Consider the following 25,480-nt stretch of genomic DNA (forward strand, 5'->3'; position numbering starts at 1 on the left):
ATCCACCTTATCTTATAATTGCATCAGCCATTTTTGCTGCACGAGAATTTTCGAGAACGTCATGTACTCTAACTATATCTACTCCATCTTTTATACCTAAAACTGTAGTGGCCACTGTACCTTCTACTCTGTCTTTTGGTTCTGTATTTAAAACATTTGCTATAACCCTTTTTCTAGAAGTACCCAAAAGTATAGGATAACCTAGTTCCTTCAGTTCAGCCATTCTCTTTAATACCTCTATATTTTGCTCAAATGTTTTTCCAAATCCTATTCCTGGATCTAGTACAATTTTTTCTTTTTTTATACCTGAATTTAAAGCAATCTCTATACTTTTATTTAAAAAAGATTTAATTGAACACATAATATCACCTTCATATTCCGTACCATCTTGATTGTGCATTATGCAAACTTCTGCATCGTATTTAGCTATTGCCGAAGCCATAAGTTCATCTTTTTGAAGACCCCAAATATCGTTGATCATATCAGCTCCAAGTTTTAAAGCAGCTTCAGCTACATCAACCTTATAAGTATCTACGGATACAGGAATATCAAGTTCACTTTTTATTCTTTTTATTACTGGTGTTATTCTCTCTATTTCTTCTTCAGATGTTATCACTGTATGTCCAGGTCTAGTAGATTCTCCGCCTAAATCTATTATATCTGCACCCTGATTAACCATTTCTTTCGCATGTTTAATTGCTTTATCGAGTTTATTGAAATAACCACCATCAGAAAAGCTATCCGGTGTCACATTTAAAATTCCCATTATATAAGTTTTTTTACCGTATTTAAACAAAAATTCTCCCCTCCTACTTAGCTTCTCATTGTCAGTAAGCTCATAGCCTCTGATCTAACCGCCAAGTCCTTTTCAAACACACCTCTGACTGCGGATGTAATGGTTTTTGATCCTGGTTTTTTAACTCCTCTCATAGTCATACACATATGTTCAGCCTCTATTACTACTATAACTCCATAAGGGTTTAATTCATTCATTATAATATCTGCTACTTCTTTAGTAATTCTTTCTTGCAATTGAGGTCTTTTAGCTAAAGTTTCTACTACTCTAGCAATCTTAGATAATCCTGTAAGTCTACCTGCCTTTGGTATATATCCTATATGAGCTTTTCCAAAAAACGGTACTAGATGATGTTCGCAACATGAATAAAAAGGAATATCTTTTACAATAACAAGCTCTTCATGATCCTCGTCGTGAAACACTACTTTTAAGTGTTCCCTTGCATCCTCATTTAACCCAGAAAAAATTTCTTCATACATTCTAACCACTCTATCTGGAGTATCTGCAAGTCCTTCTCTTGTTGGATCTTCTCCAATAGCTTCTAATATATCCCTTACGGCATTTCTTATTTTATCTTTGTTTTCTTGGTTCATATAATGTCACCCCATTTTTAGTAAATTAACTTTATAAACTTCTCTCTGTCATCATCCTTAAACACATATAAATAAATTTTTTTTAACTCTTCATAACCTTTAATTTTATATGCATTCTCAATTAATTTATATAATTCTATATCTTCTTTATTTAACGCCTTAATTAATTTTTTTTCTTTAGGCAACCATTTATCATTTATACTAAAGTACCCAATTATTATATCTTTTAAAAATAAATTCGTCAAAAATTCATATTCTAATTCACCCATATTGTCTTTATTTTTTAACTTATTAAGAGTAGAATTGAGTTCATACTTAATAAAGTATTTTTCACTATTTTGAAGCTTTACAGGTCCTTTATCGTATGTTTGTTCACAAATTTTTATTAAACATTGTGAAAATCCTCCATTGTCGTATTCAACTTTAGCATCCCTAACCTCATTTATAAAGAATTTCTCTCTATTTTTAACCATTTCTTTACAATTTTCTATAGAAAAGTAATTTATATCAAAGCTTATTCCATTAACTTCTTTAATAATCCGTATTTGACTTTCAATATTATCGCAAATGACAAATAAATCTATATCATTTATTAATTTAGCATCTTTTTTAAAATCTTTATCCTTACTTGATCCAACTAAAAAAATAGCGTTAACCCCGCTATTTTGTTTAATTTTATTCATTTCCTCTTTGTAAATTTTAATTAAATCATTCCTCATATTAACACCCCAATACTATAGCTACTTTCGATTATCTAATCAATAAGGTCTGATACAGTAGTAAATTTGTACCCTTCTTTTTTCATCTTTGGTATTAAAATATTTAATGCCTCAACAGTGTTATCTGTACCATAGTCATGAAGTAAAATTATATCTCCGTTTTTTACATTCTTGTATATAGTATCAGCTATTTTCTCTGCTGATGGATTCTTCCAATCTTTTGCATCAAATCCAGTCCATAGAACAATCTTATATCCATTTTTTTCAGCTATATCTACTAAATTATTTTTTCTATAGCTTCCAAAAGGGGGTCTGAATAATTTTGTTTTCTTCCCTGTAACAGATTTTATTGCCTCTTCACACTTCATAATCTCTTCTTCTAATTGACTGCTATTAAGTGTACTTATGTCGTAATGATTAAAAGTGTGATTACCGATCTCATGCCCTTCTTTACTAGCCCTAATAAGAGGTTCTTTGTACCACTGAGCATGTTTTCCCGCAATAAAAAAAGTCCCTTTAACATCATATTTTTTTAGTACATCAAGTACTTGATCTGTCTCTTTAGGATGCGGTCCATCATCAAATGTAAGAGCTACAACTTTTTTTCCCCTTGAACCGTGCTTAATAACTATATTGTCTGCTTCTTCCATTTTAGAAGTCTCATTAGCTTGATTTTTATTACAAGCGAATAGGCTAAATGAAAATAAAATTACTAAAGTTGTTAAGGCAACAATCTGGAATGAAAGATTTAATGGCTTTACAAAAATTCTAAACTTTTTCATGATTTTAAAGTCCCTTCAAAATATTTTGCTATCTATAGAAGTTTTGGCCATAGTACATATTATAACTTCCACCAAATTCTACTCCAACTCCTATATATTTATAATCCCCCAAAATATTTTTTCTATGTCCTTTTGAATTCATCCATGCTTCATGAGCATATATAGCATTAAATTGACCAGCTGCAATATTTTCTCCTGCTAATGTAAATTTAATTCCTTCAGCTTTCATTCTATCCCCGGGACCTTTCCCTTTTTTATTTACGTGATCAAAAAATTTATTAATCTTCATATCTTCACAGTGTTTCCTAGTGCTAATAGTAGCTTGTTGACTATAGTTAAGTTTATTTAAATTTCTCTGTTGTCTAACACTATTTACCATATCAATGACTTGAAGCTCATATGATTTTCTAAGTTGTTCGCTTTCTTTTGGAAATAATGCTATTTTGTCTTCAGCTTCTTTGTTAACAACTAAATAAGATGTTATCGTATTATTTTCATAGATATCATAGAATACAGTAATATACTTATCATCAACTTCAAGAATGTCATATTGTTCATTTGAATTTATAGCATAGTTGATATTACCTTTTCTAATTTGTTTTAATGGTGTATAAACTTCTTTTATTAAATTTCTATTTCCATTTATTTTTATATTTCTTAGTTCATCTGAATTAATACTATTACTGTATAACGCAACAACTTTCTCTTTATCAACACCAACCATACAGAATTTTTTTCCGTATTGATTGTAAACATACCAATTAAAACTGTATTCGCTATTATCTACTCTTGCAGGATCTCCTATTTTATTAATTAATGTACTTTCATTATCTCCAATTTTTAAATTATAAAAATTATCTATACTTGTTCCATTTTTTTGAATACCTTCATTATTTTCAGTACTTTCGGCTATATTATTTTCTTGCTTTACACTTTCATTATTGTCTAGATCTATTAATTGATCTACTAATTCTTGATCATAAAAAGCAATCAAGATAATAACTATAAATACTGTAATCAGCTTTTTCAATATAACACTCCTCCAAAAACACAACCTTGGTTTACAATCTTAAAGAAAAAATTTCATCTAGACTTTTATCGAATATAGATGGCTTGTCAAATTTCCATGTTCCATCATACACAAGCTCATCGTTTAAATAGAATATCCCTTTTCCGTGCTTTTTACCCTGAAAAAACTCACCTTCATATCTTTTTCCATTTCCCCAATTGTAAACACCTAGACCATCGATTAAGTTATTTTTCCATTCTCCATTATAAATTATTTCTCCTAAATCATTATAACAAATACCTTGACCGTCCATTTTTCCATCTTTAAAATCTCCAGCATAGACATAGTTATCACTCCAGATATATATTCCAAAATCGTTTTTTTTACCATTATCCCAATTCCCAATATATACATCACTGCTATTATAAATAATTTGACCTATACCATTCATAGTGTCTTCATCAAAAGACCCTGTATATACATTACCATTTTCAAATTTAAATTCTCCACAACCACACTTTTTACCTTCTTTAAATTCACCGGAGTATGTAGTGTAGTTTTCTTCTCCTTTTACATGAAAAAACTCATAGCAACCTTTTCCATGCATATTTCGTCCTTCAACTTCTCCAATATATAAATCTCCATTAGAAAATTTATATATCTTATTTTTTACTTTTTTTGATTTATTTTCTTCTTCTAATTCTTTTTTTCCTTCTAACTCAAATATCTCTTCTTCATTAGCAAAGAGTTCTTTTTTAATCGAATGCCTTTTCATATTTGCAACACTTTTGACTAATTTATTTACATTATGTATATGTTTAAGATACTCTTTATAAGTATCCATATGTTCATTAGATAAATTCATTAATTATTCCCCCAATGTCAGTAAAGTAAATCTTAGTATAATTATATATCAATGATAAGAAATTTCCTATATATATTGACCAAAAGTATTATAACTCAATGTCAAATTTTTGATATATTTTAAAATTAAATTAAACAAAAATAGATTGTGCTAATTTGAATAAAATCACTTGAGCACAATCCATCATGTTTTATATAAAATATTTGTATATCTATTTATAAATCTTTTGCTTTAAATCCTCTTCCTTTAACTTCATTTACATCATTAACAGATATAAATGCCTTTTTATCATACTTAAGGGCAATTCTTTTTATTTTCGGAATTTCACACGAAGATACTACTGTGTAAATTATCTTTTTATTTTCGTGAGTATATGCACCCTCTGCTTTTAAAAAGGTAACTCCCCTAACTAATGTCTTCATTATTTCCTCTGCTATTTGATCATTTTCTTTAGATATCACCATTACCGATTTTTGGTAATTTAGTGCATCTTTAATGTAGGACATTGTATAGGCATTTAAAAATAAACCTATTAATGTGTATAGTGCTAAATCTAACCCAAACAAAAAGCTTCCCACAAGTACAATAACCGCATTTATTGCAAATCCTGTATCTTTCATTTCAATATTTCTTTTTATCTTTAAAATAGCTGCTATAATATCTGTACCCCCTTGGGAAGATTTAGTTCTAAGAACCATACCCACACCCAACCCAGATAGAATACCACCATAAACACTTTGAAGTAAAATATCATTTATAGGTATATATTGACTTATATCTTGTGTCAATCCAAGTAGTACTGAAAATATAATCATATTTATCATACTTATTATACAAAACTCTTTTTCTAGATAAATAAATCCCAAAATAAAAATTGGTATATTTATTATAAATGTTAACAATCCTACGTTTATATTTGTCAGATAATTTAGTGATGTAGAAATACCAGTAGCTCCACCACTTAGCAAGTGTGCAGGCCTTAGAAAACCATTTATACCTATCGCAGATACTACCATACCCAACATCATAAAAAGAAATCTTAACCATTGACGCTCTTGTAGGACGTCTCTTACCTCACTCATTTTATTCTCCCTTCAGGATTTAATCCTCAATCACTTTTGTTTCTAATAGTAAATTATACGAAATTAAAAATATACTCAATCTCTTTATTACATGTATATTATATTCTCTTTATTTTATATGTCCAGAGTCTAATTTTAGTTATTTGACAAATAAATTATACTATTGAACAGCATAACTTATATCCGCCAAATTCTGATAATATGGCCTTTATTCTTGCAATCGTATATATTTATTTGTATTTATAGTTTTTGTCTATGAACATTTTATATTCATACTATTAGACACCAACTTATGTAATATTTCAGGTTTTTAATCTATAAAAATGCAATTTAAAATTCATATTATGCATAAAATGATTTTACGGTATATATACCTTCATTTTTAAAGGGAAATTTTTTTTTATTTTTTTATGAAAATTTATTAACAAGATGTTGTTTTTATAAAATAAGCATATAATTTTAGCTTTCTTTAAGTATTTCTTTTACCTTCGAATTATTGTACATACTGTTTGGCACTTCGCTTTTTAAACTGTAAAAAGTCTTTTTCGCATTTTTTAAATCACCATTTTCATAATACAACATACCAAGTTCATAATATGAATCATCATAGTATGTATCATCTTTTGAATATGTATTTATATATTTTTTATAGTATTTTATAGCTTCATCATTATTTTTTATTTTAGAGTTTAGAACAGCAAGTTGATACATAGACTCTGATATGTACTTCTTCCTATTTCCCCTATCAACTATTTTCTCAAAGTAATTTATAGCACCTTTATAGTCTTCAACTTTTCTAAGTTTTAAAGCATTTTCAAAATAATCATTTTCTTCTTTATTTGTTAGTTTTTTAATTTCTTTTTTTTCTTCAGATTTCTCATTTTTTGACTTATCATTGTTATTATCGTCTTTATTTTTATTTATTTTATCCTCTAGCATATTAAGTTTCTGTTCTTTTTTATTTAATTTTTTATTTAGATCATTTATTTTATTATTATTATTGTAGACAAATACTATAGCAAGTATTGCTACAATTGATATTCCAATCACCAACTTAAAAGACTCTACCTTTTTGCTTTCTACATTACTTCCGTTTTTATGTTTTGATACTGCATTTATTTTTTGTTCTTCCTCTTCCTCTAATTCCAAACTTCTTTTTTGTACTACATCATTATCCCTATCCACAAATTTAAGTTTATCTAAAACTAAATTGCTTTTAGACTGCTTTTCTATTTTGTTAAAAATAAGTGAAAGCATAACATAAGGATTTATAAATTCCGGCTCTTCTTCAATAATATTTTCTAATATCTCAATAGCTTCGTAATTTAAACCTTCATTTATAAATCTAACTGCGTGATTATACCTCTCCAAGAAAACTTCAAAATCTTCTGTTTTAAACATATCTATGTATTTTTTTGACAACATGTCATCCTTAGCAAAACTTATATAAAAACTATTAAAAGCCTGTGAAAAGTCACATTTTAATAATTTTATTATCCCTCTTAGATTTAATATATCTACATCTCTTTTGTAAATATTATAAGCTTTATCTATAAGCTTTTCAGCACCAGTTATATAATTTACAGCAGCTAAACTTAAAGCATTATTGTATAATTCATAAGATTTAATTATTTTTTCATCACTTATCTCTTTTATATCATCACTTGCTGTAAATTCTAGTGAATCAAGAGTTTCTTTTTTAATGTTTTCTGTAATTAGACTTTCTAACAATATTTTTGATATTTTATCTTCTTCTTCGTTTTTTACTTTAAAAAAAGTTAAATCATTTCTTTCAATCAAATTTACATCTAATTCTTTTACCTTCATGCTTTTTATATCTTCTATAAAATCTATACCTAAAATGTTAATCACTACCTTTCTCTTTTAGTATAACTTTAAATATTTGAATTTCATTATAACATTTGATCTAAATAAATCAAAATTCTTCTTATTTAAAAATAATTATACTTCTCTTATATTATTAAAAGTGGTTAAATAACTTTTTTATGAGTTTATATGCTCTTTCAGTATATGGTGGGTACTTAAACTTAATATCAATAAAAGAATTTGATCTCATTATACTCTTTTTGTGTGAAAAAGAGTCAAAGCTCTTTTTACCATGATATGATCCTATTCCACTATTTCCAATTCCGCCAAAAGGTAAATTATAATTTGTAATATGCATTATTGTATCGTTAATACAGCCACCACCAAAAGAAATATTCTCAACTAATCTATCTATAAAATCTTTTTCTTTAGAAAAAATGTACAATGCCAATGGATTTTTGTTAGCTTCTATAATTTTTACTATGTCATTAAAATTACCATATTCTATTATAGGTATCAATGGTCCAAATATTTCTTCTTGCATAATTCTATCTTCTAACAATACATTTTCTAATATTGTAGGCTCTATTTTAAGCTGTTTTTTATTATACTTACCACCAAAAACAACTTTAGATGTATCAATTAATTCTACTAATCGGTGAAAGTGCTTTTCATTTATAATACTTACATAATCATCACAATTTAAAATATTACTTGTATAAAATTTTTCTATATAGAAAATCATTTCTTTTATAAGTTGTTCTTTTATATCATGATGTGCAACTATATAATCAGGGGCAATACAGGTCTGGCCAGCATTGATAAGTTTGCCCCATATTATCTTTTTAGCACTTAGAGCTATATCTGCTGATCTATCCACTATACATGGACTTTTCCCACCTAATTCCAAAGTAAAAGGAGTCAAATTGTTGCTTGCTTTACTTGCTACTATCTTTCCAATCTTAGGGCTACCCGTAAAGAAAATATAATCAAAATCTTGATCAAGAAGATATCCATTCACATCTACACCGCCTTCGACTACATCTATATAGCCTCTTTCAAAGCACTCTTCTAATATAAATTTTATAACTCCAGAAGTGCTTTGAGATAATTCAGAAGGTTTTAATACATTGCAATTTCCTGCAGCTATACTTCCTATAAGTGGTGATATAGCCAATTGGAAAGGATAGTTCCAAGGAGATATTATCAGACAGCTTCCGTAAGGCTGATTGTATATAAAGCCCTTTGATCCTAAATTAATAATAGGTGTTTTTACTTTGATGGGTCTTCTCCACTTCCGTACATTATTAATTGCGTAGTTTATTTCAGAAATAATTATTCCTACTTCAGTTTCATAAGCTTCAAATTTGCTTTTATTTAGATCATTTTTCAATGCTTCAAGTATTAGGTCCTCATGCTTAATAATCGTGCCTTTAAGTGCTTTTAATTGTCTCAAAATAAACTCTGCATCTCTAGTCTTCCCTGTATTTAAAAATTTTTTTTGATTGTGAAGAATCTTATCTATATTATCAATATAACTCATACTACACCTCTATCTTTAAATTTCATATTAATTTCCGTATAATTATAGTATAATCAACTTTTTAACTCTTTAAAGCATATTTCATTAAAATTAGTACTAATTGATATTTTTTAGCATTTTACATATATATATATTTACTGTTGTTGTAACAAATTAAATCAATAAATAAAAGATTGCCCAAAACCATTGGGCAATCTCATGTCGTTAGATTAATTATTTAAATTATACTTTTTAACTTTCCTATAAAGTGTAGCAATACCTATATTTAAAACGTCAGCTATTTGTTTCATAGCTTCAGTATTGGTACCGTATTTCTTTATCGCTTTTTCTATAACTTCTTTTTCCACATCAGACATAGTTTTTATTTCTTGATCGTACATTTCATCCAATTTAAATGAAATCAAATCAGACATGCTCTTTATAAACTCAGTGAGATCTTTATCTTTTGAAAGTATATTATTTTTTTGTTCTTCACTAAATGCTGCTACACCCAAAATACCAAGTATTTGATCCTCAAGCATTACAGGTGTGCAGATATCTGCTAGTTCTTTACAATTTTTTCTGTTTGAACAATTATTGCATTTTTCATCCAACTCTTTGACTATGACGTACGATTCGCCTGTCTGCAAGACCATAGAGTACGCAGACTTTTCAGAGATTGTTTCTCCTATTTTCTCTTTGAATATTCCTGTTCCTGCTATTCTAGTTAAATCGTTAGTAACTAGGGTTACATCTACATCGAGTACATTAGAAATATTCTCACAAATACTCTGAATATAATTCGTTATGTTATTCAAATTCAAAGTAATCCCTCCTAATGTGGCAAAATTTATATCTATTGTCCTTCAACTGGTGTCTCTGGAGTACTTCCTCCACCAGATCCTCCAGATTCTGATCCACCTGTACTTGCTTCTCCTCCAGATCCTGATCCACTTGTACTTCCTGATCCGCCTGAACTTGATTCTCCTCCAGCTGGTGAATTTGGTTGATTAGTATTTTCATTATTAGTATCATTGTCATCTTTTTCAGGAACTTTTGCTGTACCTACAAGGATAACTCCTTCTTTTTTAGGATAGTAAGAAGATGCAACTTTTTCTTTCTTTATTACTTTCCCATCTTTATCCTTGAATATTCTATATGTAGAAACTGAATATGCATTTCTTCCATTTTTTTCTATCTTTTCTTTCCCCTCAGGCATACTTGGATCATCCACTCTCTTATATCCAGTAGAAGAAACTCCATCAACGCTTGTTGTTATTTCAATATTTTTAATATCTGCCTCGTTTCCATAAATTGCAGTATAAAGTATATTTCCATCTACATGGCTCTTTAAGAAAATTGGATGCTCATTATTGTTTTTAAATAAAAAATCTATACCACTATCTGCTACAGTAGCATCTCTTCCTTTAATAACATAACTTGAAGGTATAGTATGGTTTTTAACATGAACTAATTCAAGTCCTGATAAAAGTACTGAATTATAAAGTGTAGAAGATACTTGGCAAACTCCTCCTCCATAATCAAGTTGCATCTCACCATTTTCTATAACAGGAGCGCTTTTATAACCATTTGCTTTAATTCTCTTGCCTGTTGCTTTATTAAATGAGAATTCTTCACCTGGTTTTATCATTACATTATTTAAACTCTTTGATGCAACAGCTATATTAAAGCTTCTATTAACTTGACTTGTAGAGAATCTTGTTGAATAAGTACCTAACGTAGCGTTTATATCTTTTAAATCTTCTTTTTTAACCTTTGCTTTTTCTTCATTTACTGTTAATTGATCCTCAAACTTTCCTTTACCCACTTGTAATTTAAGTGTTTTTATACTCTTATGAATATCAAGTTTTCTCCCAGTCTTCTCTGGAACAACAACTACTTGTTCATTTTCAATTTTTATAGTTGCATTCTCAACGTTTCTGTCAATTTCCTTAGAAATAACATTCATTTCATGTTTAAGTTTTACTTCATCGTAGTTTGTTACTGCTAATACATTATTCTTAGTCCCAAAATTGTATGATATCGTATTTTTTAGATTGTTGAAAAATCCATCGTTTCTATTTGAATTATATGCATTTTCAACTGTCTTATTTAAATCGTAATGTATATCGACTTGACTAGGTTCAATGTCCCATTCTTTCCCATCAAATTTCAATTTGATATCCTTAAATTTATAATTATTATTAATTTCTTGTTTTGCTTGTTCTTTAGTTAACCCACCTACTTCTACATTCCCAATATAAGTGTTTTTAACAACTTTATCGCCACTAATTTGTAATGACATAACGACTACAAAAGCTAATAATAAAACCCCTATGATAGCAGCCGTTATTGCTGCTATTTTTTTCTTACCTTCTAACATTACATAATATCTCCTTACCCCAAATTATTTTATATCTATATTTAAAATACATATATTTAACAACTTTGAAATTATTAATTAGTAATTACTTAGCTTACCATTTGACACATAATGAATCTGTTTTGTATAAATATTAATTGCATATACTTCTTTCTTCTTAAAGAATCCCTTGTTAACTACAGCAAGGTAGTAAATATTCTGTTTATCCCCTAAAATACTTTCTATAGTTTTATCGCTGTCAATATATCTATTGGCTTTATTTTGATCTACAATCTCTACTTTTTTGTATTCATTTTGCTTTGCATCTAACCTATTTTTTAACATCATGATTGCATCGCCTTCTGAAATACTGAACTTAAACTCACCTGTATCATTGATCATAAAATATCCTTTTCCATAAGAAATTTTATAATCCTTCTTACCATATTTATATGAATAGAGATTTTTAGTTTCGGCACTTATTAAGGCCTCGTTGATCAGTGAATTCCCCTCGTATACTTCTACATAGTAATATTTATTATCATTGATCATTTGAGGAAGAGAAGTTATAGATAACTTATTTTTCTCTATATTACTTTCTTTTGAAACTATATTTAATATATCCTCATTAGTTAAGGTATACAATGATAAATTCTTTTGGTAATCTTTTTCTAATTTTTGTACTTCTGAATCATCAGCATAATACGTCTTTAGATATTCTATATTTTCAAGAGCACTTTCGTAGTCCCCTGATATATTAGCCTCTTTTGATTTTTTTATATAATAATCATACATTTCATCAATACAGACGTCCTTAGCTTTTTGAGCTAAATCATAAGTCTTTTTATCTTCTTTTAAGACTTTGTCATATTCTTCAATCGCTTCTACATAATTGTACGTCTTTTGGTTTTCTACACCTTTTTTGTACACTTCTCTAGACTCGTGAAAAGTCTCTATATTCTGTTTGTATTTATCAATTTCTTTACCCACATTATTTAAAATTGAAACAGAATTTATGTACGACATCGCCACTTCATAATCAACTTTTTCCTTCTCGTACACATCGCTAACTCGGTTTGCTTGGTCTATTATATCATCTAGTCTAATTTCAACTTTATCTAATGAATTCATCGTGTTTACAATATTGATAAACTGTTCTTTAGATATCTGTCCTTGTATGTATTTATCGCCACTAGTTATAAGTAGTTTGTTTATCTTTTTCGAAACAACTTTATTAAATCTATTCATCTTAGATTTAGAAAACTTTTTCTCCGTATTGTCGTAATATTCTAGTGCAATTGAATACTGTCTCTTTTCAATGTTATCGACTAATATAGTAGCTTCATTTCTCACACCAGAATTATTATTAAGTAGTAACACGATGAGTAAAACTATAAGTCCTAATATAGATACTGAAATTCTAACTATTGATTTACTGTGGGTTTCAATAAAATCAACAGTCTTTTCAAATAACTCTTTCAAGTTCATTATTTAACCTCTCCGCTTACAAATATTTATTCTATACTCAAATTATCCCTATTTTTTATTATAGCATACATAATATTGGAAAAAAAATAAAAACACATTAACATTGTGTTTTTACTTTATCTTTATAATGTCACACCACACTAAAGTGTATACATAGATTATGATATTTTTCTTCTTGCCACTCTCGCTGTGCTTCTTTGAGGTGATGCAGCTGGTCTACTTTTTCTAACAACCTTCTTGTGTTTTGCAAAGATTTTTCTTGAGTTACATAAAACTGTTCCTAAAGATAAACACATTGTAAATACGCAAGCAGCCAAGAAATAGTAATCTAGGCTAATATGTACCCCCATTATTGAGTTAATTAATATAAGAGCGAAAGTCACGGAAAAACATATTAATGCTGACATAACAAATATTTTTGATATTTTTTTCAACCTAATCCCCCCATGCTTTTCATAATTCTGACATTTATCGTTATACATAACTATACCAAAAATGTTGTAAAATAGCAATTCTTATTCCAAATTATCTAAAAAAAAGTATATATTCCCAAACTTCTAAATTAATATACGGTAACATTAATAAATTTTCATTAATACAATAAGGTAGACGATATATATAAGGGGGGATTTACATGCCAAATCTGCCAAATCTAGGGTCCAAAGCACCTGACTTCACGGCTAATTCTACTGACGGCCCTATTAGGCTATCCGACTTTAAAGGAAAATGGGTTGTACTATTTTCTCATCCAGGCGATTTTTCACCAGTTTGTACAACAGAGTTTTTAGAGTTCACAAAGTACCACAAAGAATTTACAGAAAGAAATACTGAGTTGCTTGCTATTAATAATGATAGTAACAATGCGCACTTAGCATGGATGTACAATATTTTTATGATTACGGGTGTAGAAATTCCGTTTCCAATTGTTGAAGATAGGGATCTTAGAATTTCTAGAACTTATGGTATGATCTCTAAACCTACAGAAACATACTCTGTTAGATCTGTATTTATAATTGACTGTGACCAAGTTCTAAGAACCATACTTTACTATCCTGTCACAACAGGAAGAAATATTCCAGAGATTCTTAGAATCGTAGATTCTCTACAAACTACAGATAAAAACGAAGTCCTTACTCCTGCAAATTGGTTACCAGGTATGACGTGAGTACAATAATACTCACTCATTATTTTAGTGTAGGTGGATACTATTGCTAAATAAATTGGTTACAAATTAAGTATAAGAATATTAAAGATGAGTTTATACAGGAAATAAAGGGAGTATTAAATAAAGTTGAGATAACAATATCTTGTATTCTCTTAATAGATATAACCATTTATAAATGAAAAAGAGCCAATGTATCAATTTACATGGCTCTTTTTTTCACTTCATCTAACTAAGACATAATTAAAAACATCTAAGAATATCATTATATTTTATTTTTCAATTGAAATGGTAATATATAAGCAATAATCAATATTTTACTAGATGAATTTAATATGTATAAATCCGCTGTACATTTCTTTATTTTAGATTAAGTTAAAAACACTATTTAATAGCATCTTCATAAACATTTTTAGTATTCTCTTCCATTTGCTGTAATCTAGCCTTAATACTATTTAATTCAGATTTAGCTTTTTCTGATTCTGATTTGTACTGATCCCTCTCGGCATTTGCTTTGCTTACTTCATTAGCCTTTTCATTGATCTCTTTTACCTTCTCATTTATCTCATTAATTTTCTGATTTATCTCATTTTGTTTATCAGACAATTGCTGCCTTAAACTTTTAATCTCTTGTTCTGATGACTGATTCCCCTGTTTCAATGAGTTCAATTCATTTTCTAATTGTTGTTTTTGAGATTCTAACGTTGTCTTTTCAGATATCAATTGCTCTTTATTTTTTAGTAATTCATTTGCTTTATTCTCTAGCGTAACATTATCGGTTTTACTTCGCTTTAAACGACCAGCTAGATCATTCACTCTGCTTTCAGTATTAGCTATAATCGAATTCCAATCTATTGAAGATTGAAATGCCAAAACTGTTCCTCCAGAGAAGATAATAGCGGATACTAAAAGACTTATACCTAATTTACTAAATTTTTTCATTTCATACTCCTTGTCGTATAATAGAATTTTAATTTACAAGTTTCTAGCATGCTAATTAGTTTTTGTAAATACATTTAATAAAAATATAGAGTGATCACCTACCCTCTTATATATACACAATAATTTTCTTCTTAATCACAAAACAATTATTATTTATATATTACTAAGGGTTATTACTTATAAACTTAATTACATTCTATGTAAACCACATTGCCATGATTCCTTTTTCTTCGAATATATTCATATAATCGCCTCTTTAAACAGCAGGACACTTAGTATTCTGTATCTCATGTAAACCCCAAGATAATCTTTAATCTTACCCCTATTCTTAAAACCTATAATGTGTAAAATCGGTACGTATCTATCGTTTAATCTAGGTATGCTCTTGCATGCTACCCTAATCCTAATACATGCTCAAATTTATAAATCCTATCAGAATGCTCGTATATTCTGCACTCTTTTATATCGAGTATGTTTTCAAATAAATCTTCATTCATATATCAATCTCTAATCATTTGTTTAGTTTATATTGAAATAAAAAAGCACCTACTATTTGTAGATGCTTAGAAAATTAATTCTTATATCTAACTTTTTTAATTTAAAATAGCTATTATTTATTTCTAATAAAAGTTTTTATTAATAAAAATACTGACATTAAAAAACCTATAATTACAATTGGCATTAACTTTAAACCTGGTTCTAAAACTGTTCCATCATCTTTTATTATTACTCCAAATTTCACTGCAAAAATTCCAATTATTAGAGAAATTATAAAAATCAGCATTGATAAATAATATTTTTTCATAATATTTCTCCTAACATTAATGAGTTATTCTAAATCTTGTAAATTCATTTTGTCTAATTCATTATTCCTCTCTATTTCTTTACGACCAAGATAATATATCACTAATAGAACTATTGACGGTATATTAAACATTATAAATATAAATATAAATCTAAATATATCTGTAAAGCTAAAATTAATAATTGAGATAGTCATAAATGCAAGTATAATAGATCCTATAAAAGTAATTAAAGGAAATATCAATCCTAAAAATTTATTTGATTTAGACGAAAGTATACTTTGAAAATAAGCAACTCCAAATATTAAAATGATTCCTAAAATAATAGTCATAATTTTCATAATTTAAACCTCCTGTTTTGTTTTTTTATACTCTTTTATTAAAAGTTTTGCAGTTTCAAAATCGATTTTATCTTCTATTGCAAGACTTTTAATTATTGCTACATACGGTTCTGTATCGATATCTTGACTTAAATTAATTTTTTGTATTAATCTATCTAATCTTAAGCGAACAGTTGGATAGCTAACATCATAAATTTTTGCAACTTCTTTTAAAGATCCTGATGAAGTTATAAATATTTTGATAAAATTTATATCTTCATCATCAAGATTTTCTAACCATTTTGGAAGATTTCTCACACAAATGCCCCCTTTTTAATTTATTTATAAAATCTAAAGAGTTTTTCTATAATTGGTATTTTTATAATAAGTGTTATAAATACAAATAATTATCCTCCAAAGATTCTTATTGATTTCTTCGATATATTTATAATAAACTTTAATATTGTTAAAGTCAATATTAATTTTATTAAATATTTTATTTATTATTTTTTAAATAAAATTAATATTAAAGTAATGTTTTTTATATGATTATTTATTTTTACTCATTAACTTTTGCATTAAAAAAGAACCCTATATAGTAGAGTTCTTTTTATACTTATTTTTTTCTATAACGCTGGCGATCGCTCTTCATTTCACAATATAATTAACCCGTTTAATTATTATTGAAACAGGCAATAAAAATACAATTGATTTTACTATTATTCTAATTGTTTTAAATGTGTAACAGTTCTTTCATACTTATAACCATTATACACATTTATAACTTCTTCTTTCTCAATACTAAATTTATCATTGTCTCCAGAAACAATTGTAGCTACATTATCTTTATACTCAGACTTACTAATATTTACATCTATCCCAATATCATTTATATTACCGTATAAATAACATACAGGTTTATTATCTTTTATAAATACCATTTGTGTCATGTCTGAGCCTTCAGTTTCAGTTATACTTCTCCATTTGTAACCAACTTTTTTATATATGATTTCTCTTGGTGTTTCTGGAGCAAATACATATGCCTTATCCCATTTAAATGGTGTTATTTCTGATAAACTGGCCTCTTTAACTTTATCTTCAATCTCATATAACGCCATCGACAACAATCCAAAGTTTTCTTCTTCTTTTTCTAAATCACTTAAATCAAATATTGTTAAATCACTAGTTTTATTAACAACATTCCACTCATTATTTTTCTTTTCTAATTTAAAGTTTATTTTAGATATACACTCACCATGTTTACCCGGTTGTGTAACTATAACATTTTCGCCAGACTTATTTTTATAATTATGTTGAGTAATTTGCTTATGCGTATGACCTGCAACTATAGCATCTATTCCTTCTACCTCATGTGCTAAATCTTGTATTCTATTACCTGGATTTCTTGGTTTCTTAGGTTTTTCACCTGAATGAACAACTGCTACTATGATATCAGCCTTATCCTCTTTCATTTTACCAACCCATTTGTTTGCATCTTTTACTAAATCATTCATATATAATTTTCCTTCATACTCTGGCTGGTCTTTTAATTCCCTAGATTTTAAATCAACAAGTTTTCCATCCCGAGTACCATCATCTACTCTAGTTTGCCTTTCACCAACTTCCTTTATTGTAAGTCCTAGAATGCCTAACTTTACTGTCCCACTTGATGTTGGAATATCTTTAATTATATAAGGATCAGTATAACTCTCACCATCTTTTTTATATGTATTTGCTGATAATACTTTCATACCATGTTTTTCAAAGTCAGAAATAATATTATCTAATTGAAGTTTATTTAATATAAACTCATGATTTCCAAGTACTACTGAATCATATCCCAATTCTTTCATGTCTTTTACAATAGGTGCTTGTCTGTATTCATATGGATTTTCGATACTTTTTTCAAAATATTTAGCCATGTCTTCATTGCTTCCAGAATCAAAAAAATCACCGGCATCAACTAAGGTTAAATTTTTATCTTTTTTAAACTCATTCTTTACATATGAAGATAGCTTGTAAGGTATCTCTCCATGTAAATCAGTAGTGGCTAATATATTTATTTCTTCTTTGTCAGTACTACAACCTGTTATTAGAAAAACTGTTAATACTACCAAATATGTCATTAATATTTTTCTCATTTTCTAAAACCTCCTGATTAGTATTTACATAATTTGACACATTTTATAGTATATCAGAAAATTTATTGTAATTCGGATTATTTTGTTATAAAAATATCTATCAAAAAGATATTATTGTAAATTCTACTTTTAATATTTTCACCCTCATAATGCAATTGAATAGAAGGTACTTAACGTACCTTCTATAGTAGCTAACTTTGTTTTTTATTTCGAATATCATTCTCTGATTTATTATTTTCATTAGATAGTTCCTCATATTTTTTTCTTTGATCTAAGTTAATTTCACGCTCTACCTTTCTTCCCAAGTTATATACTATTATAAGACACACAACGCCTACTGTTAAATAGATAGATAAAGTTATTATATTATTCATAGTTCCACCCTCCAATTCCCCTCTAAGCATTTTTAATAGTTTTAAAAATTTTCATTTTATCTATTTTATGCAATACGTATTAGTGTATGTCTATACCGTTTATCTTCTAGTAAATATGTCTTTACTAATTTTTACTTTCATTTCATATCAACATAATTTAGATCATTCATCCTAAATCACTTGTTAATTAATATCGGTTAAGCTCCTAACTTGTCCTATTTATTTGTAAAGAAGTGCTTAAATAGCACATCTTATTAATATCTACAATCTACATAACACTTTCTCTTTCTGCCATGCCTTTTAATATTTGAATATGCACTCTCTTTATCTCTTCAAGTACAGCATCATTTTCTTCTTTAGAGTGTCTTGCAAATTTAACATAAACCTTTGTGTTTCCAACTGTATTAACTTTGTCATACTCATGTCCATGCCATAACTTTTCTGTTTTATTATCCAAGAAACCACCCCCTAATATGGTTTATGCTTTTCAAAATTTGTCCTATTCTAATTAATCATTGATATTTGTGGATCTTGCTCTTTTAGTAATTTCTTTAATATACAAGCATAAGTGATAATAGAATATTCATATCAATATAATTACTATAGAGAAGTCTTAAGGGGGTTTACTTATGAATGTAGCTATTTACCTGCGTAAGTCTCGTGCTGACTTAGAAGCTGAGAAAAACGGTGAATTTGAAACTTTAAATAGACATAAAACAACTCTTCTAAAAGTGGCTAGAGAAAATAATCTAAATATAATCGAAATAAAAGAAGAGATTGTTTCTGGAGAATCTATTATACATAGACCGAAAATGATAGAACTCTTAAAAGAGGTTGAAGCTAAAAAATACGATGCTGTACTAGTAATGGATATTGACCGTCTTGGACGTGGAGATATGAAAGATCAAGGAGTTATATTAGAAACATTCAAAGATAGCAGTACTAAAATAATAACTCCAAGAAAAGTTTATGACCTTACAAACGAATTTGATGAAGAATACTCTGAATTCGAAGCTTTTATGGCTCGTAAAGAGTTAAAATTAATTACTAGAAGGATGCAAAGAGGTAGAATAAAAAGTCTCGAAGAAGGTAATTACATTTCTACTGATGCCCCTTTTGGTTATGATATAGTTAATCCAAATAAAAAAGAAAGAACATTAAGTCCTAACGAGCACGCTGATACAGTGAAACTTATTTATGATTTGTACATCAATGGCGATATGGGTTATACCAAAATTGCTAGCTATTTAAATAAAAGACATATACCCGCTTACAAAAGTGATAAATGGTCCGTATCTTCTATAAGAAATATCATACAAAATAGAACTTATACTGGTGTATTAGAGTGGCAAAAAATAAAAACTACAAAACAGATGAATGAAAATGGTAATTCTGTTCGAATAAGAAATGATGAAGAAAATGTAATTGTAGCTAATGGAAAACATCCTGCAATAATTACAGAAGAAATTTGGGAAAAAGCTAGAAAAATAAGAGAATCGTATACTCATACAAATCACTCTAATAAACTAAGTAATCCGCTTGCTGGAGTTCTAAAATGTAAATTATGTGGTAAAGTAATGTATGCACATCATGGTCGTGGAACAAAACATGTAACATGTAGAAGTAAATGTGGGAATAAAGGTTCTCGTTTCGAATATGTCGAAAAAGCACTAAATGATACTTTGGAAAAGTATTTAAATATATATGAAATAAAAACAGTTAAATCAGATATCAAATCAGTAAAAACATACTCTGAAAAAGAAATAAATGAAAAAGCACTAAATGAGCTAGAAAACGAACTTGAAGAATTAGGAAAACAAAAAAATAAACTCTTTGAATTACTTGAAAGAGGTATTTATGATGATGATACTTTTCTAGAAAGAACTCAAATTATACAAAATAAAACTGATACTCTAAATAATAGTATCGAAGACATAAAAACAAAAATGAAAACAGTTATGAAAGATGATAAGCAAATTGCAGTAGGAATTAGAAAAGTATTAGAATTATATCCAATTACTGATTCAGCAAAAGAGAAAAATAATTTAATAAAATCAATTGTGAAAGAAGCAATTTATTATAAAAGGCAAGATCAAAGAAAAGATGAATTTGAGCTATACGTTGAATTAAAAGTCCTTGAGGATTAATACTTATTCGTTGTCATGTTGTGCCTGCAAATTGGTTCCCTGGTCAGCCAGTTATTTTACCGCACCCGAAAAAGTATAAAGATTTAAAGAACAGTTTGAAAAATTGTAGTAAAAAGTATTCTACTATGGATTGGTACTTGTGTTTTGTTCCTCATGAGAGCGACAAAGCTTCTTCCTATAAAAATAACTTCTTCGAAAATAAAACTTCGGAAGAACAACTAAAATGTGAATTAAAATCCGATAAGAAAACTCATGAAGAACAACTGAAATGTGAATCAAAATCCGATAAGAAAACTCATGAAAAACCAATAAAAAGTGAATCAAAATTTGATAAGAAACTTTCGGAAAAGCCAACAAAAACTGAATCAAAACCGGATAAAGAAGATCTAGATATGGAAAAAGAAATATCTGATTTTTATAATAAAAGTTATTTGAATCACGACTATAAAGAAAATAAAAATATAAAAGACATAGCAAAAGAAACTATAAATAATTACAGTAGTAAAAAAAATAACAATAGACCTCAAATTTCTGATTTATATAATGTAATAAACGAAGAGCTAGATTGTCCTGAACTTGATAGGATAGTTGCAACGTATGTATTTGGTAATCCTACTAATCTAGATGCTCAACTAGTTGATGCCGCTATATACGCGTTTGTTGAAATTAACCCTAATGGAACTCTTATGGTTCCAACTCCTAATTATCTTAGACAAATGGTAAATCTAAAAGCAGAAAAACCAAGTCTAAAGGTAATTGCTGCAATAGGTGGATGGGGAGCCGAAGGCTTTTCCGATGCTGCACTTACACCTACTTCTAGATACAATTTTGCTAGAGAAGTAAATGCTCTAATAAATGAATATAATCTAGATGGCGTTGATATTGATTGGGAGTACCCTGGTACTAGTGCTGCTGGAATAGTATCCAGACCTGTAGATAGAGAGAACTTTACGTTACTTCTTACAGCTATTAGAGATGTTATAGGTGATGATAAATAGTTACAATCATTGTTACTGTATAGGAAAAAACATACTTTATCCTTTTTCCATCGTTAAAGTATGTTACATATCCAAACAATATAAATATAGGCTATACTAAGAGACATGCACATTTCAAAATAGTATAATACACTTTATTACGCAAGTGAATAACAAGCATAGCGTTCAGGATAATGTATTATAAACTATCAGAGATTATTTGAATAGTCCTTCTGAAATCGACTACACCATATCCTTGAGAATCATTAGGATATTCATACAATTCATTTCTTGTTGCACCAATCATTAAATATGTTTTTAAAACTTGCGAATATAATAATAGTTTTGGATATCTACTTTGTCGACTTAGATACTCCATTATTAGTGCTAACATACCTGATGTTACAGAACTGCTAATACCTGTACCTGTACCTGTTCTATAACTATCATTGCCGTAAGTTGATACAATATTAACACCAGGAGCTACTAAATCAGGTTTCGTAGAAACCCCTCTAGTAGGGCCTCTTGAAGAACCAATCCATATACTATCATATCTATTGTCATAAGCACCTACTGTAATTATATTCTCGCCAGTTCCAAATAAAGTTATAGTTGAAAAAGAACTTGTATCTATAAAACCATCATCATAACCTAAAAGATTACTGTTTGGTAGATAAACATGGTATTCTCCATTTAGGAATACATCTGGCCTAACTCTAAGTGTCCACGCTCCAGGCTTCATATTTCTGAGGTTTATCTCAATTAATTGTGATCCTGTAGGTGTCCAAGGATAGAAGTATCTAATTCTATATGTTGTGTTTTCTAAATTGAAAACTCCTGTGTACTCATAGTAATCTGGCGCATAAGGTGCTGTATAACTAACTTCTCCTGATGGCGAAATGATAGTTGCAATTATTCTATCCAAATCTCTCCCCTCAAGATAAATATCTAAATTTTGACCATCACCATATTCAATAATAATATCATTTACATCCATCTGATTTCTAAATCTACCAGCATAATGAATATATGTATTTCTTTGATTGCCTGCACCACTTACTACAACAATTCCTGGGTATTCTAATTCTGTAAATGTATTTAAAGCTGTTATATATCCCAATGAGGATCTCTCCCCAACAGTTAAATTTATTATGAGGGATTTTTCCTCCCTAAGTGCAATGTCTATAGCATATGAAAACGCAGCTAAAAAATCGGATGTTGTATAATTACGCTTTTCTACATAATACCTTCCGGGATATGATTTTAATTTTACAACAATTAAATCAGATCCTTCTGTTATTCCTTTGTAGTTAGAGTTTATCCTTCCGCTACCGACTGTAATTCCAGCAGCCATTGTACCTGTTCCTACATCATCTCTACTTAAACTTCCATCATTTCTAGCTATGGCAGCATTTAATTCTTCTCTTGAAAATTCACTTCCAAACAAATATCCTTCTGGAGGGGGATTTATAGTCCCTTCTTGATCCCATAACTTTAATATTTTGCTTGATCCGTCATCTCTAATTAAATCAGGATGTAAATAATCGACTCCTGAATCTATTATTGCAATAAGAACTCCTCTCCCTGTTATATCATTGTAAACATTATTATAAATATAATTCACTCCAGAAACACTTCTTGCTCCATCTCCAACTTCAACATAGTTTGTTAAATCTATCATAGAACTCATTGGGGCAGATTCATCGTACCAAGAGACTTCATATATACTTCTTAATATATTTGAGTTGAAATCTAATGGTGTGTATAGGACAGCAAGTCTTTCATTTAATATAATAAAGTTATTTAAACCTCTCTCTCTAAGGGCAGATCCTATGTCTGAACCCTCTTGATAAACTATATAAAATGATTTTTCCATATTTACCTCCTATCTAAAAAAATCAAACATTCTTCTTACGTTTAAAACTCCATATCCATAACTATAATTTGGATAAACTATATTTGTAGCTCGATCTGCACCCAATTTTATAAATGTTTTAAAATTAGATAGATATGCTTGATTATAGTAGTTTCCATCCACAAATGTATACTGAAAATACAATGCTGCTGCCCCTGAAACATGTGCTGCTGATGCTCCTGTCCCTGTTATAGTACCATACGTATTGCCAGGATAAGGAGCGATAATATTTACACCTGGAGCAATGATATCTGGTTTTGCCCAATTTTGTATAGTAGGCCCTCTTGAAGAACTACTCCATAAACTCCTGTTGAATGAATTATAGGCACCAACAGTTATATTTTCTTCTATAACTGCTGGGTAATTTATGGTATAAGATGGGTCGGGATTTCTAAATCTTGTTCCACTTTTTAAGAATATTCTATTTGGCAAGTATATATTATATCTCCCATTGATTATATTAATTCCAGTTATTCTTATCGTCCAAACACCACGTACTACATTTCGCAGATATATTTGTATAAATTGTTGACCTGAAACGGTTGTAGGATATCTTGAAGTTATTCTATAATAAGTACCCTCTAAATCAAGTAGTCCGCTAACTTCTAGATAGTTAGTGTACGCACTTACCCCCCTGGTACTTTCACCTGAAGGAGTAACTAGTTCCATTTCTATTAAATCAGGCCTTTGTACCCACAGGTCTAATGTTAGTTCTTCTTCATCTTCACTAAGCTCAAACTCCACATTGGCTGTATCTCCATTAAGCTGTAGTCTTCCTGTTGTATGTGTTTGTGTATCACCCTCATCTCCTGCTCCAACAACCTCGCAATATCCCCTATTGTAGTATCTTGACGTATTCGTGTTAGTTAACCCCAAGAGATTGTTACTTCCATAAGATATATTTATTACTACAGGCATATTTAGTTGTCGGGCTTTTCCATATGCATACTCTATTGACGCAAACAACATTGCATTATTATAATATCCTTCTATAGTTCCAAGTTTTACAATAATCAATTCGGCTTCATATGCAACACCTGCATATTCGGGATTCACATTACCCATACCAGCACATATACCACTAATCATTGTTCCTCTTCCTATTTCATCTTGAGATAAACTAGAGTCATTGTTCTGTATAGCTATATTAATATCTTCCCTTGTATACTCTGTACCAAAATAAAATCCTTCTGGAGGTATACCATCTTTTGTCTGGTCCCATAAATAAAGTATTTTAGATGTACCATCGGGGTATATAAAATCAGGATGTAAATAATCTATACCACTATCTGCAACTGCTATTATTACACCTCTACCCGTTATAGATATATTGGGGTTGTTTTTGAAGTAGTTAACACCTATTTCTTCAGTTGCCACGATACCATTTTCAACCCCTTGACTGACTTGAGATAGTGGAGCCATTCTTATAGTTCTTTCGACATTAATGACTGATCGCAACATTAATATATCTTCAAGCCCTTGTGAATATGTTTCTTCACTTAATCGCAGAATTCCTAAATCATTAGTTAATCTTATGAAATCATACGGATAACCAGCCGATTCAAACTCATTAAAAAAATTAGGTGTAAATGTTACATTTAAATCAAAAATAATATTATTTCCATTCATAACAACAACTCCTTATCTTATTGTA

General features: G+C 28.9%; 25 protein-coding genes. 3 read left to right on the forward strand and 22 right to left on the reverse strand.

What is annotated here, in order from left to right:
- Nucleotides 1-7: 7 nt before the first annotated feature.
- The 13 genes from folP to KQI18_RS01340 form a co-directional block, all read right to left on the reverse strand.
- Nucleotides 8-796 carry a dihydropteroate synthase gene (gene folP, locus KQI18_RS01280; RefSeq protein WP_236887586.1) on the reverse strand — a complete coding sequence of 263 codons (789 nt, stop codon included), beginning with the start codon at nt 794-796 and terminating at the stop codon, nt 8-10.
- A 17-nt stretch (nt 797-813) separates the two neighbouring features.
- Entirely contained in the window at nt 814-1,389 is a 576-nt protein-coding gene (gene folE / locus KQI18_RS01285) for a GTP cyclohydrolase I FolE (protein WP_216465686.1), read from the reverse strand.
- Between the two features lie 17 nt (nt 1,390-1,406).
- A complete protein-coding gene (locus KQI18_RS01290; protein ID WP_216465687.1) occupies nt 1,407-2,108 on the reverse strand; it encodes a hypothetical protein in 702 nt (233 codons plus the stop codon).
- Between the two features lie 35 nt (nt 2,109-2,143).
- Entirely contained in the window at nt 2,144-2,890 is a 747-nt protein-coding gene (locus KQI18_RS01295) for a polysaccharide deacetylase family protein (protein WP_236887587.1), read from the reverse strand.
- A gap of 28 nt (nt 2,891-2,918) precedes the next feature.
- The gene (locus KQI18_RS01300) at nt 2,919-3,920 is read right to left on the reverse strand and encodes a CAP-associated domain-containing protein (RefSeq protein ID WP_216465688.1); all 1,002 of its coding nucleotides are present in this window, start codon (nt 3,918-3,920) and stop codon (nt 2,919-2,921) included.
- A gap of 31 nt (nt 3,921-3,951) precedes the next feature.
- Nucleotides 3,952-4,764, reverse strand: a complete 813-nt coding sequence (locus tag KQI18_RS01305; RefSeq protein ID WP_216465689.1) for an MORN repeat-containing protein — start codon at nt 4,762-4,764, stop codon at nt 3,952-3,954.
- 215 nt (nt 4,765-4,979) lie between these two features.
- On the reverse strand, nt 4,980-5,846 hold the full coding sequence (locus KQI18_RS01310) for a YitT family protein (RefSeq protein WP_216465690.1): 867 nt from the start codon (nt 5,844-5,846) through the stop codon (nt 4,980-4,982).
- A gap of 459 nt (nt 5,847-6,305) precedes the next feature.
- Nucleotides 6,306-7,718, reverse strand: coding sequence for a tetratricopeptide repeat protein (locus KQI18_RS01315; protein ID WP_330654342.1), 1,413 nt, complete (start codon nt 7,716-7,718; stop codon nt 6,306-6,308).
- Nucleotides 7,719-7,827: 109 nt separating this feature from the next.
- Complete coding sequence (locus KQI18_RS01320) at nt 7,828-9,216, reverse strand: aldehyde dehydrogenase (RefSeq protein WP_236887588.1); 1,389 nt, start codon at nt 9,214-9,216, stop codon at nt 7,828-7,830.
- Between the two features lie 209 nt (nt 9,217-9,425).
- Nucleotides 9,426-10,019 carry a GAF domain-containing protein gene (locus KQI18_RS01325; protein ID WP_216465691.1) on the reverse strand — a complete coding sequence of 198 codons (594 nt, stop codon included), beginning with the start codon at nt 10,017-10,019 and terminating at the stop codon, nt 9,426-9,428.
- A 32-nt stretch (nt 10,020-10,051) separates the two neighbouring features.
- Nucleotides 10,052-11,578, reverse strand: coding sequence for a VanW family protein (locus KQI18_RS01330; protein ID WP_216465692.1), 1,527 nt, complete (start codon nt 11,576-11,578; stop codon nt 10,052-10,054).
- Between the two features lie 78 nt (nt 11,579-11,656).
- Complete coding sequence (locus KQI18_RS01335) at nt 11,657-13,045, reverse strand: UbiD family decarboxylase (RefSeq protein WP_216465693.1); 1,389 nt, start codon at nt 13,043-13,045, stop codon at nt 11,657-11,659.
- 158 nt (nt 13,046-13,203) lie between these two features.
- Nucleotides 13,204-13,479, reverse strand: coding sequence for a hypothetical protein (locus KQI18_RS01340; protein WP_216466256.1), 276 nt, complete (start codon nt 13,477-13,479; stop codon nt 13,204-13,206).
- 200 nt (nt 13,480-13,679) lie between these two features.
- Here KQI18_RS01340 and KQI18_RS01345 point away from each other — a divergent pair, with 200 nt between their 5' ends.
- Nucleotides 13,680-14,210, forward strand: coding sequence for a peroxiredoxin (locus KQI18_RS01345; protein WP_216465694.1), 531 nt, complete (start codon nt 13,680-13,682; stop codon nt 14,208-14,210).
- A gap of 381 nt (nt 14,211-14,591) precedes the next feature.
- Here KQI18_RS01345 and KQI18_RS01350 read toward each other — a convergent pair whose 3' ends face one another.
- The 7 genes from KQI18_RS01350 to KQI18_RS01380 all read right to left on the reverse strand — a co-directional run bounded on the left by KQI18_RS01350 (nt 14,592) and on the right by KQI18_RS01380 (nt 19,244).
- Nucleotides 14,592-15,080, reverse strand: coding sequence for a hypothetical protein (locus KQI18_RS01350; protein ID WP_216465695.1), 489 nt, complete (start codon nt 15,078-15,080; stop codon nt 14,592-14,594).
- Nucleotides 15,081-15,759: 679 nt separating this feature from the next.
- The gene (locus KQI18_RS01355) at nt 15,760-15,954 is read right to left on the reverse strand and encodes a hypothetical protein (RefSeq protein ID WP_216465696.1); all 195 of its coding nucleotides are present in this window, start codon (nt 15,952-15,954) and stop codon (nt 15,760-15,762) included.
- A 24-nt stretch (nt 15,955-15,978) separates the two neighbouring features.
- Nucleotides 15,979-16,293 carry a hypothetical protein gene (locus tag KQI18_RS01360; RefSeq protein WP_216465697.1) on the reverse strand — a complete coding sequence of 105 codons (315 nt, stop codon included), beginning with the start codon at nt 16,291-16,293 and terminating at the stop codon, nt 15,979-15,981.
- Nucleotides 16,294-16,296: 3 nt separating this feature from the next.
- Complete coding sequence (locus tag KQI18_RS01365) at nt 16,297-16,590, reverse strand: DUF2089 family protein (RefSeq protein ID WP_330654343.1); 294 nt, start codon at nt 16,588-16,590, stop codon at nt 16,297-16,299.
- Nucleotides 16,591-16,991: 401 nt separating this feature from the next.
- Nucleotides 16,992-18,413 carry a metallophosphoesterase gene (locus KQI18_RS01370; protein WP_216465698.1) on the reverse strand — a complete coding sequence of 474 codons (1,422 nt, stop codon included), beginning with the start codon at nt 18,411-18,413 and terminating at the stop codon, nt 16,992-16,994.
- Between the two features lie 191 nt (nt 18,414-18,604).
- Complete coding sequence (locus KQI18_RS01375) at nt 18,605-18,787, reverse strand: hypothetical protein (RefSeq protein WP_216465699.1); 183 nt, start codon at nt 18,785-18,787, stop codon at nt 18,605-18,607.
- 268 nt (nt 18,788-19,055) lie between these two features.
- Complete coding sequence (locus KQI18_RS01380; RefSeq protein WP_216465700.1) at nt 19,056-19,244, reverse strand: hypothetical protein; 189 nt, start codon at nt 19,242-19,244, stop codon at nt 19,056-19,058.
- Nucleotides 19,245-19,416: 172 nt separating this feature from the next.
- Here KQI18_RS01380 and KQI18_RS01385 point away from each other — a divergent pair, with 172 nt between their 5' ends.
- Nucleotides 19,417-20,934 carry a recombinase family protein gene (locus tag KQI18_RS01385; protein ID WP_216465701.1) on the forward strand — a complete coding sequence of 506 codons (1,518 nt, stop codon included), beginning with the start codon at nt 19,417-19,419 and terminating at the stop codon, nt 20,932-20,934.
- Between the two features lie 20 nt (nt 20,935-20,954).
- A complete protein-coding gene (locus KQI18_RS14405; RefSeq protein ID WP_330654344.1) occupies nt 20,955-21,932 on the forward strand; it encodes a glycosyl hydrolase family 18 protein in 978 nt (325 codons plus the stop codon).
- A 178-nt stretch (nt 21,933-22,110) separates the two neighbouring features.
- Here the strand turns inward: KQI18_RS14405 and cspC are convergent, their stop codons facing one another.
- Together cspC and KQI18_RS01400 are read right to left on the reverse strand one after the other, a co-directional pair.
- Nucleotides 22,111-23,787 carry a bile acid germinant receptor pseudoprotease CspC gene (gene cspC / locus KQI18_RS01395; RefSeq protein ID WP_216465702.1) on the reverse strand — a complete coding sequence of 559 codons (1,677 nt, stop codon included), beginning with the start codon at nt 23,785-23,787 and terminating at the stop codon, nt 22,111-22,113.
- A gap of 9 nt (nt 23,788-23,796) precedes the next feature.
- Nucleotides 23,797-25,455, reverse strand: a complete 1,659-nt coding sequence (locus KQI18_RS01400) for a S8 family peptidase (protein ID WP_216465703.1) — start codon at nt 25,453-25,455, stop codon at nt 23,797-23,799.
- Nucleotides 25,456-25,480: the final 25 nt, after the last annotated feature.

Source organism: Metaclostridioides mangenotii (genome assembly GCF_018917235.1).
Taxonomy (GTDB): Bacteria; Bacillota; Clostridia; order Peptostreptococcales; family Peptostreptococcaceae; genus Metaclostridioides.

What these genes read in the sequence shown, in the direction of transcription:
- KQI18_RS01330 (WP_216465692.1), bottom strand. Translation starts at nt 11,578, where the DNA reads ATGTTAGAAGGTAAGAAAAAAATAGCAGCAATAACGGCTGCTATCATA.
- KQI18_RS01295 (WP_236887587.1), bottom strand. Translation starts at nt 2,890, where the DNA reads ATGAAAAAGTTTAGAATTTTTGTAAAGCCATTAAATCTTTCATTCCAG.
- cspC (WP_216465702.1), bottom strand. Translation starts at nt 23,787, where the DNA reads ATGGAAAAATCATTTTATATAGTTTATCAAGAGGGTTCAGACATAGGA.
- KQI18_RS01385 (WP_216465701.1), top strand. Translation starts at nt 19,417, where the DNA reads ATGAATGTAGCTATTTACCTGCGTAAGTCTCGTGCTGACTTAGAAGCT.
- KQI18_RS01320 (WP_236887588.1), bottom strand. Translation starts at nt 9,216, where the DNA reads ATGAGTTATATTGATAATATAGATAAGATTCTTCACAATCAAAAAAAA.
- KQI18_RS01370 (WP_216465698.1), bottom strand. Translation starts at nt 18,413, where the DNA reads ATGAGAAAAATATTAATGACATATTTGGTAGTATTAACAGTTTTTCTA.
- KQI18_RS01360 (WP_216465697.1), bottom strand. Translation starts at nt 16,293, where the DNA reads ATGAAAATTATGACTATTATTTTAGGAATCATTTTAATATTTGGAGTT.
- KQI18_RS01305 (WP_216465689.1), bottom strand. Translation starts at nt 4,764, where the DNA reads ATGAATTTATCTAATGAACATATGGATACTTATAAAGAGTATCTTAAA.
- KQI18_RS01355 (WP_216465696.1), bottom strand. Translation starts at nt 15,954, where the DNA reads ATGAAAAAATATTATTTATCAATGCTGATTTTTATAATTTCTCTAATA.
- KQI18_RS01345 (WP_216465694.1), top strand. Translation starts at nt 13,680, where the DNA reads ATGCCAAATCTGCCAAATCTAGGGTCCAAAGCACCTGACTTCACGGCT.
- KQI18_RS01290 (WP_216465687.1), bottom strand. Translation starts at nt 2,108, where the DNA reads ATGAGGAATGATTTAATTAAAATTTACAAAGAGGAAATGAATAAAATT.
- KQI18_RS01375 (WP_216465699.1), bottom strand. Translation starts at nt 18,787, where the DNA reads ATGAATAATATAATAACTTTATCTATCTATTTAACAGTAGGCGTTGTG.
- KQI18_RS01310 (WP_216465690.1), bottom strand. Translation starts at nt 5,846, where the DNA reads ATGAGTGAGGTAAGAGACGTCCTACAAGAGCGTCAATGGTTAAGATTT.
- folE (WP_216465686.1), bottom strand. Translation starts at nt 1,389, where the DNA reads ATGAACCAAGAAAACAAAGATAAAATAAGAAATGCCGTAAGGGATATA.
- KQI18_RS01335 (WP_216465693.1), bottom strand. Translation starts at nt 13,045, where the DNA reads ATGAACTTGAAAGAGTTATTTGAAAAGACTGTTGATTTTATTGAAACC.
- KQI18_RS01400 (WP_216465703.1), bottom strand. Translation starts at nt 25,455, where the DNA reads ATGAATGGAAATAATATTATTTTTGATTTAAATGTAACATTTACACCT.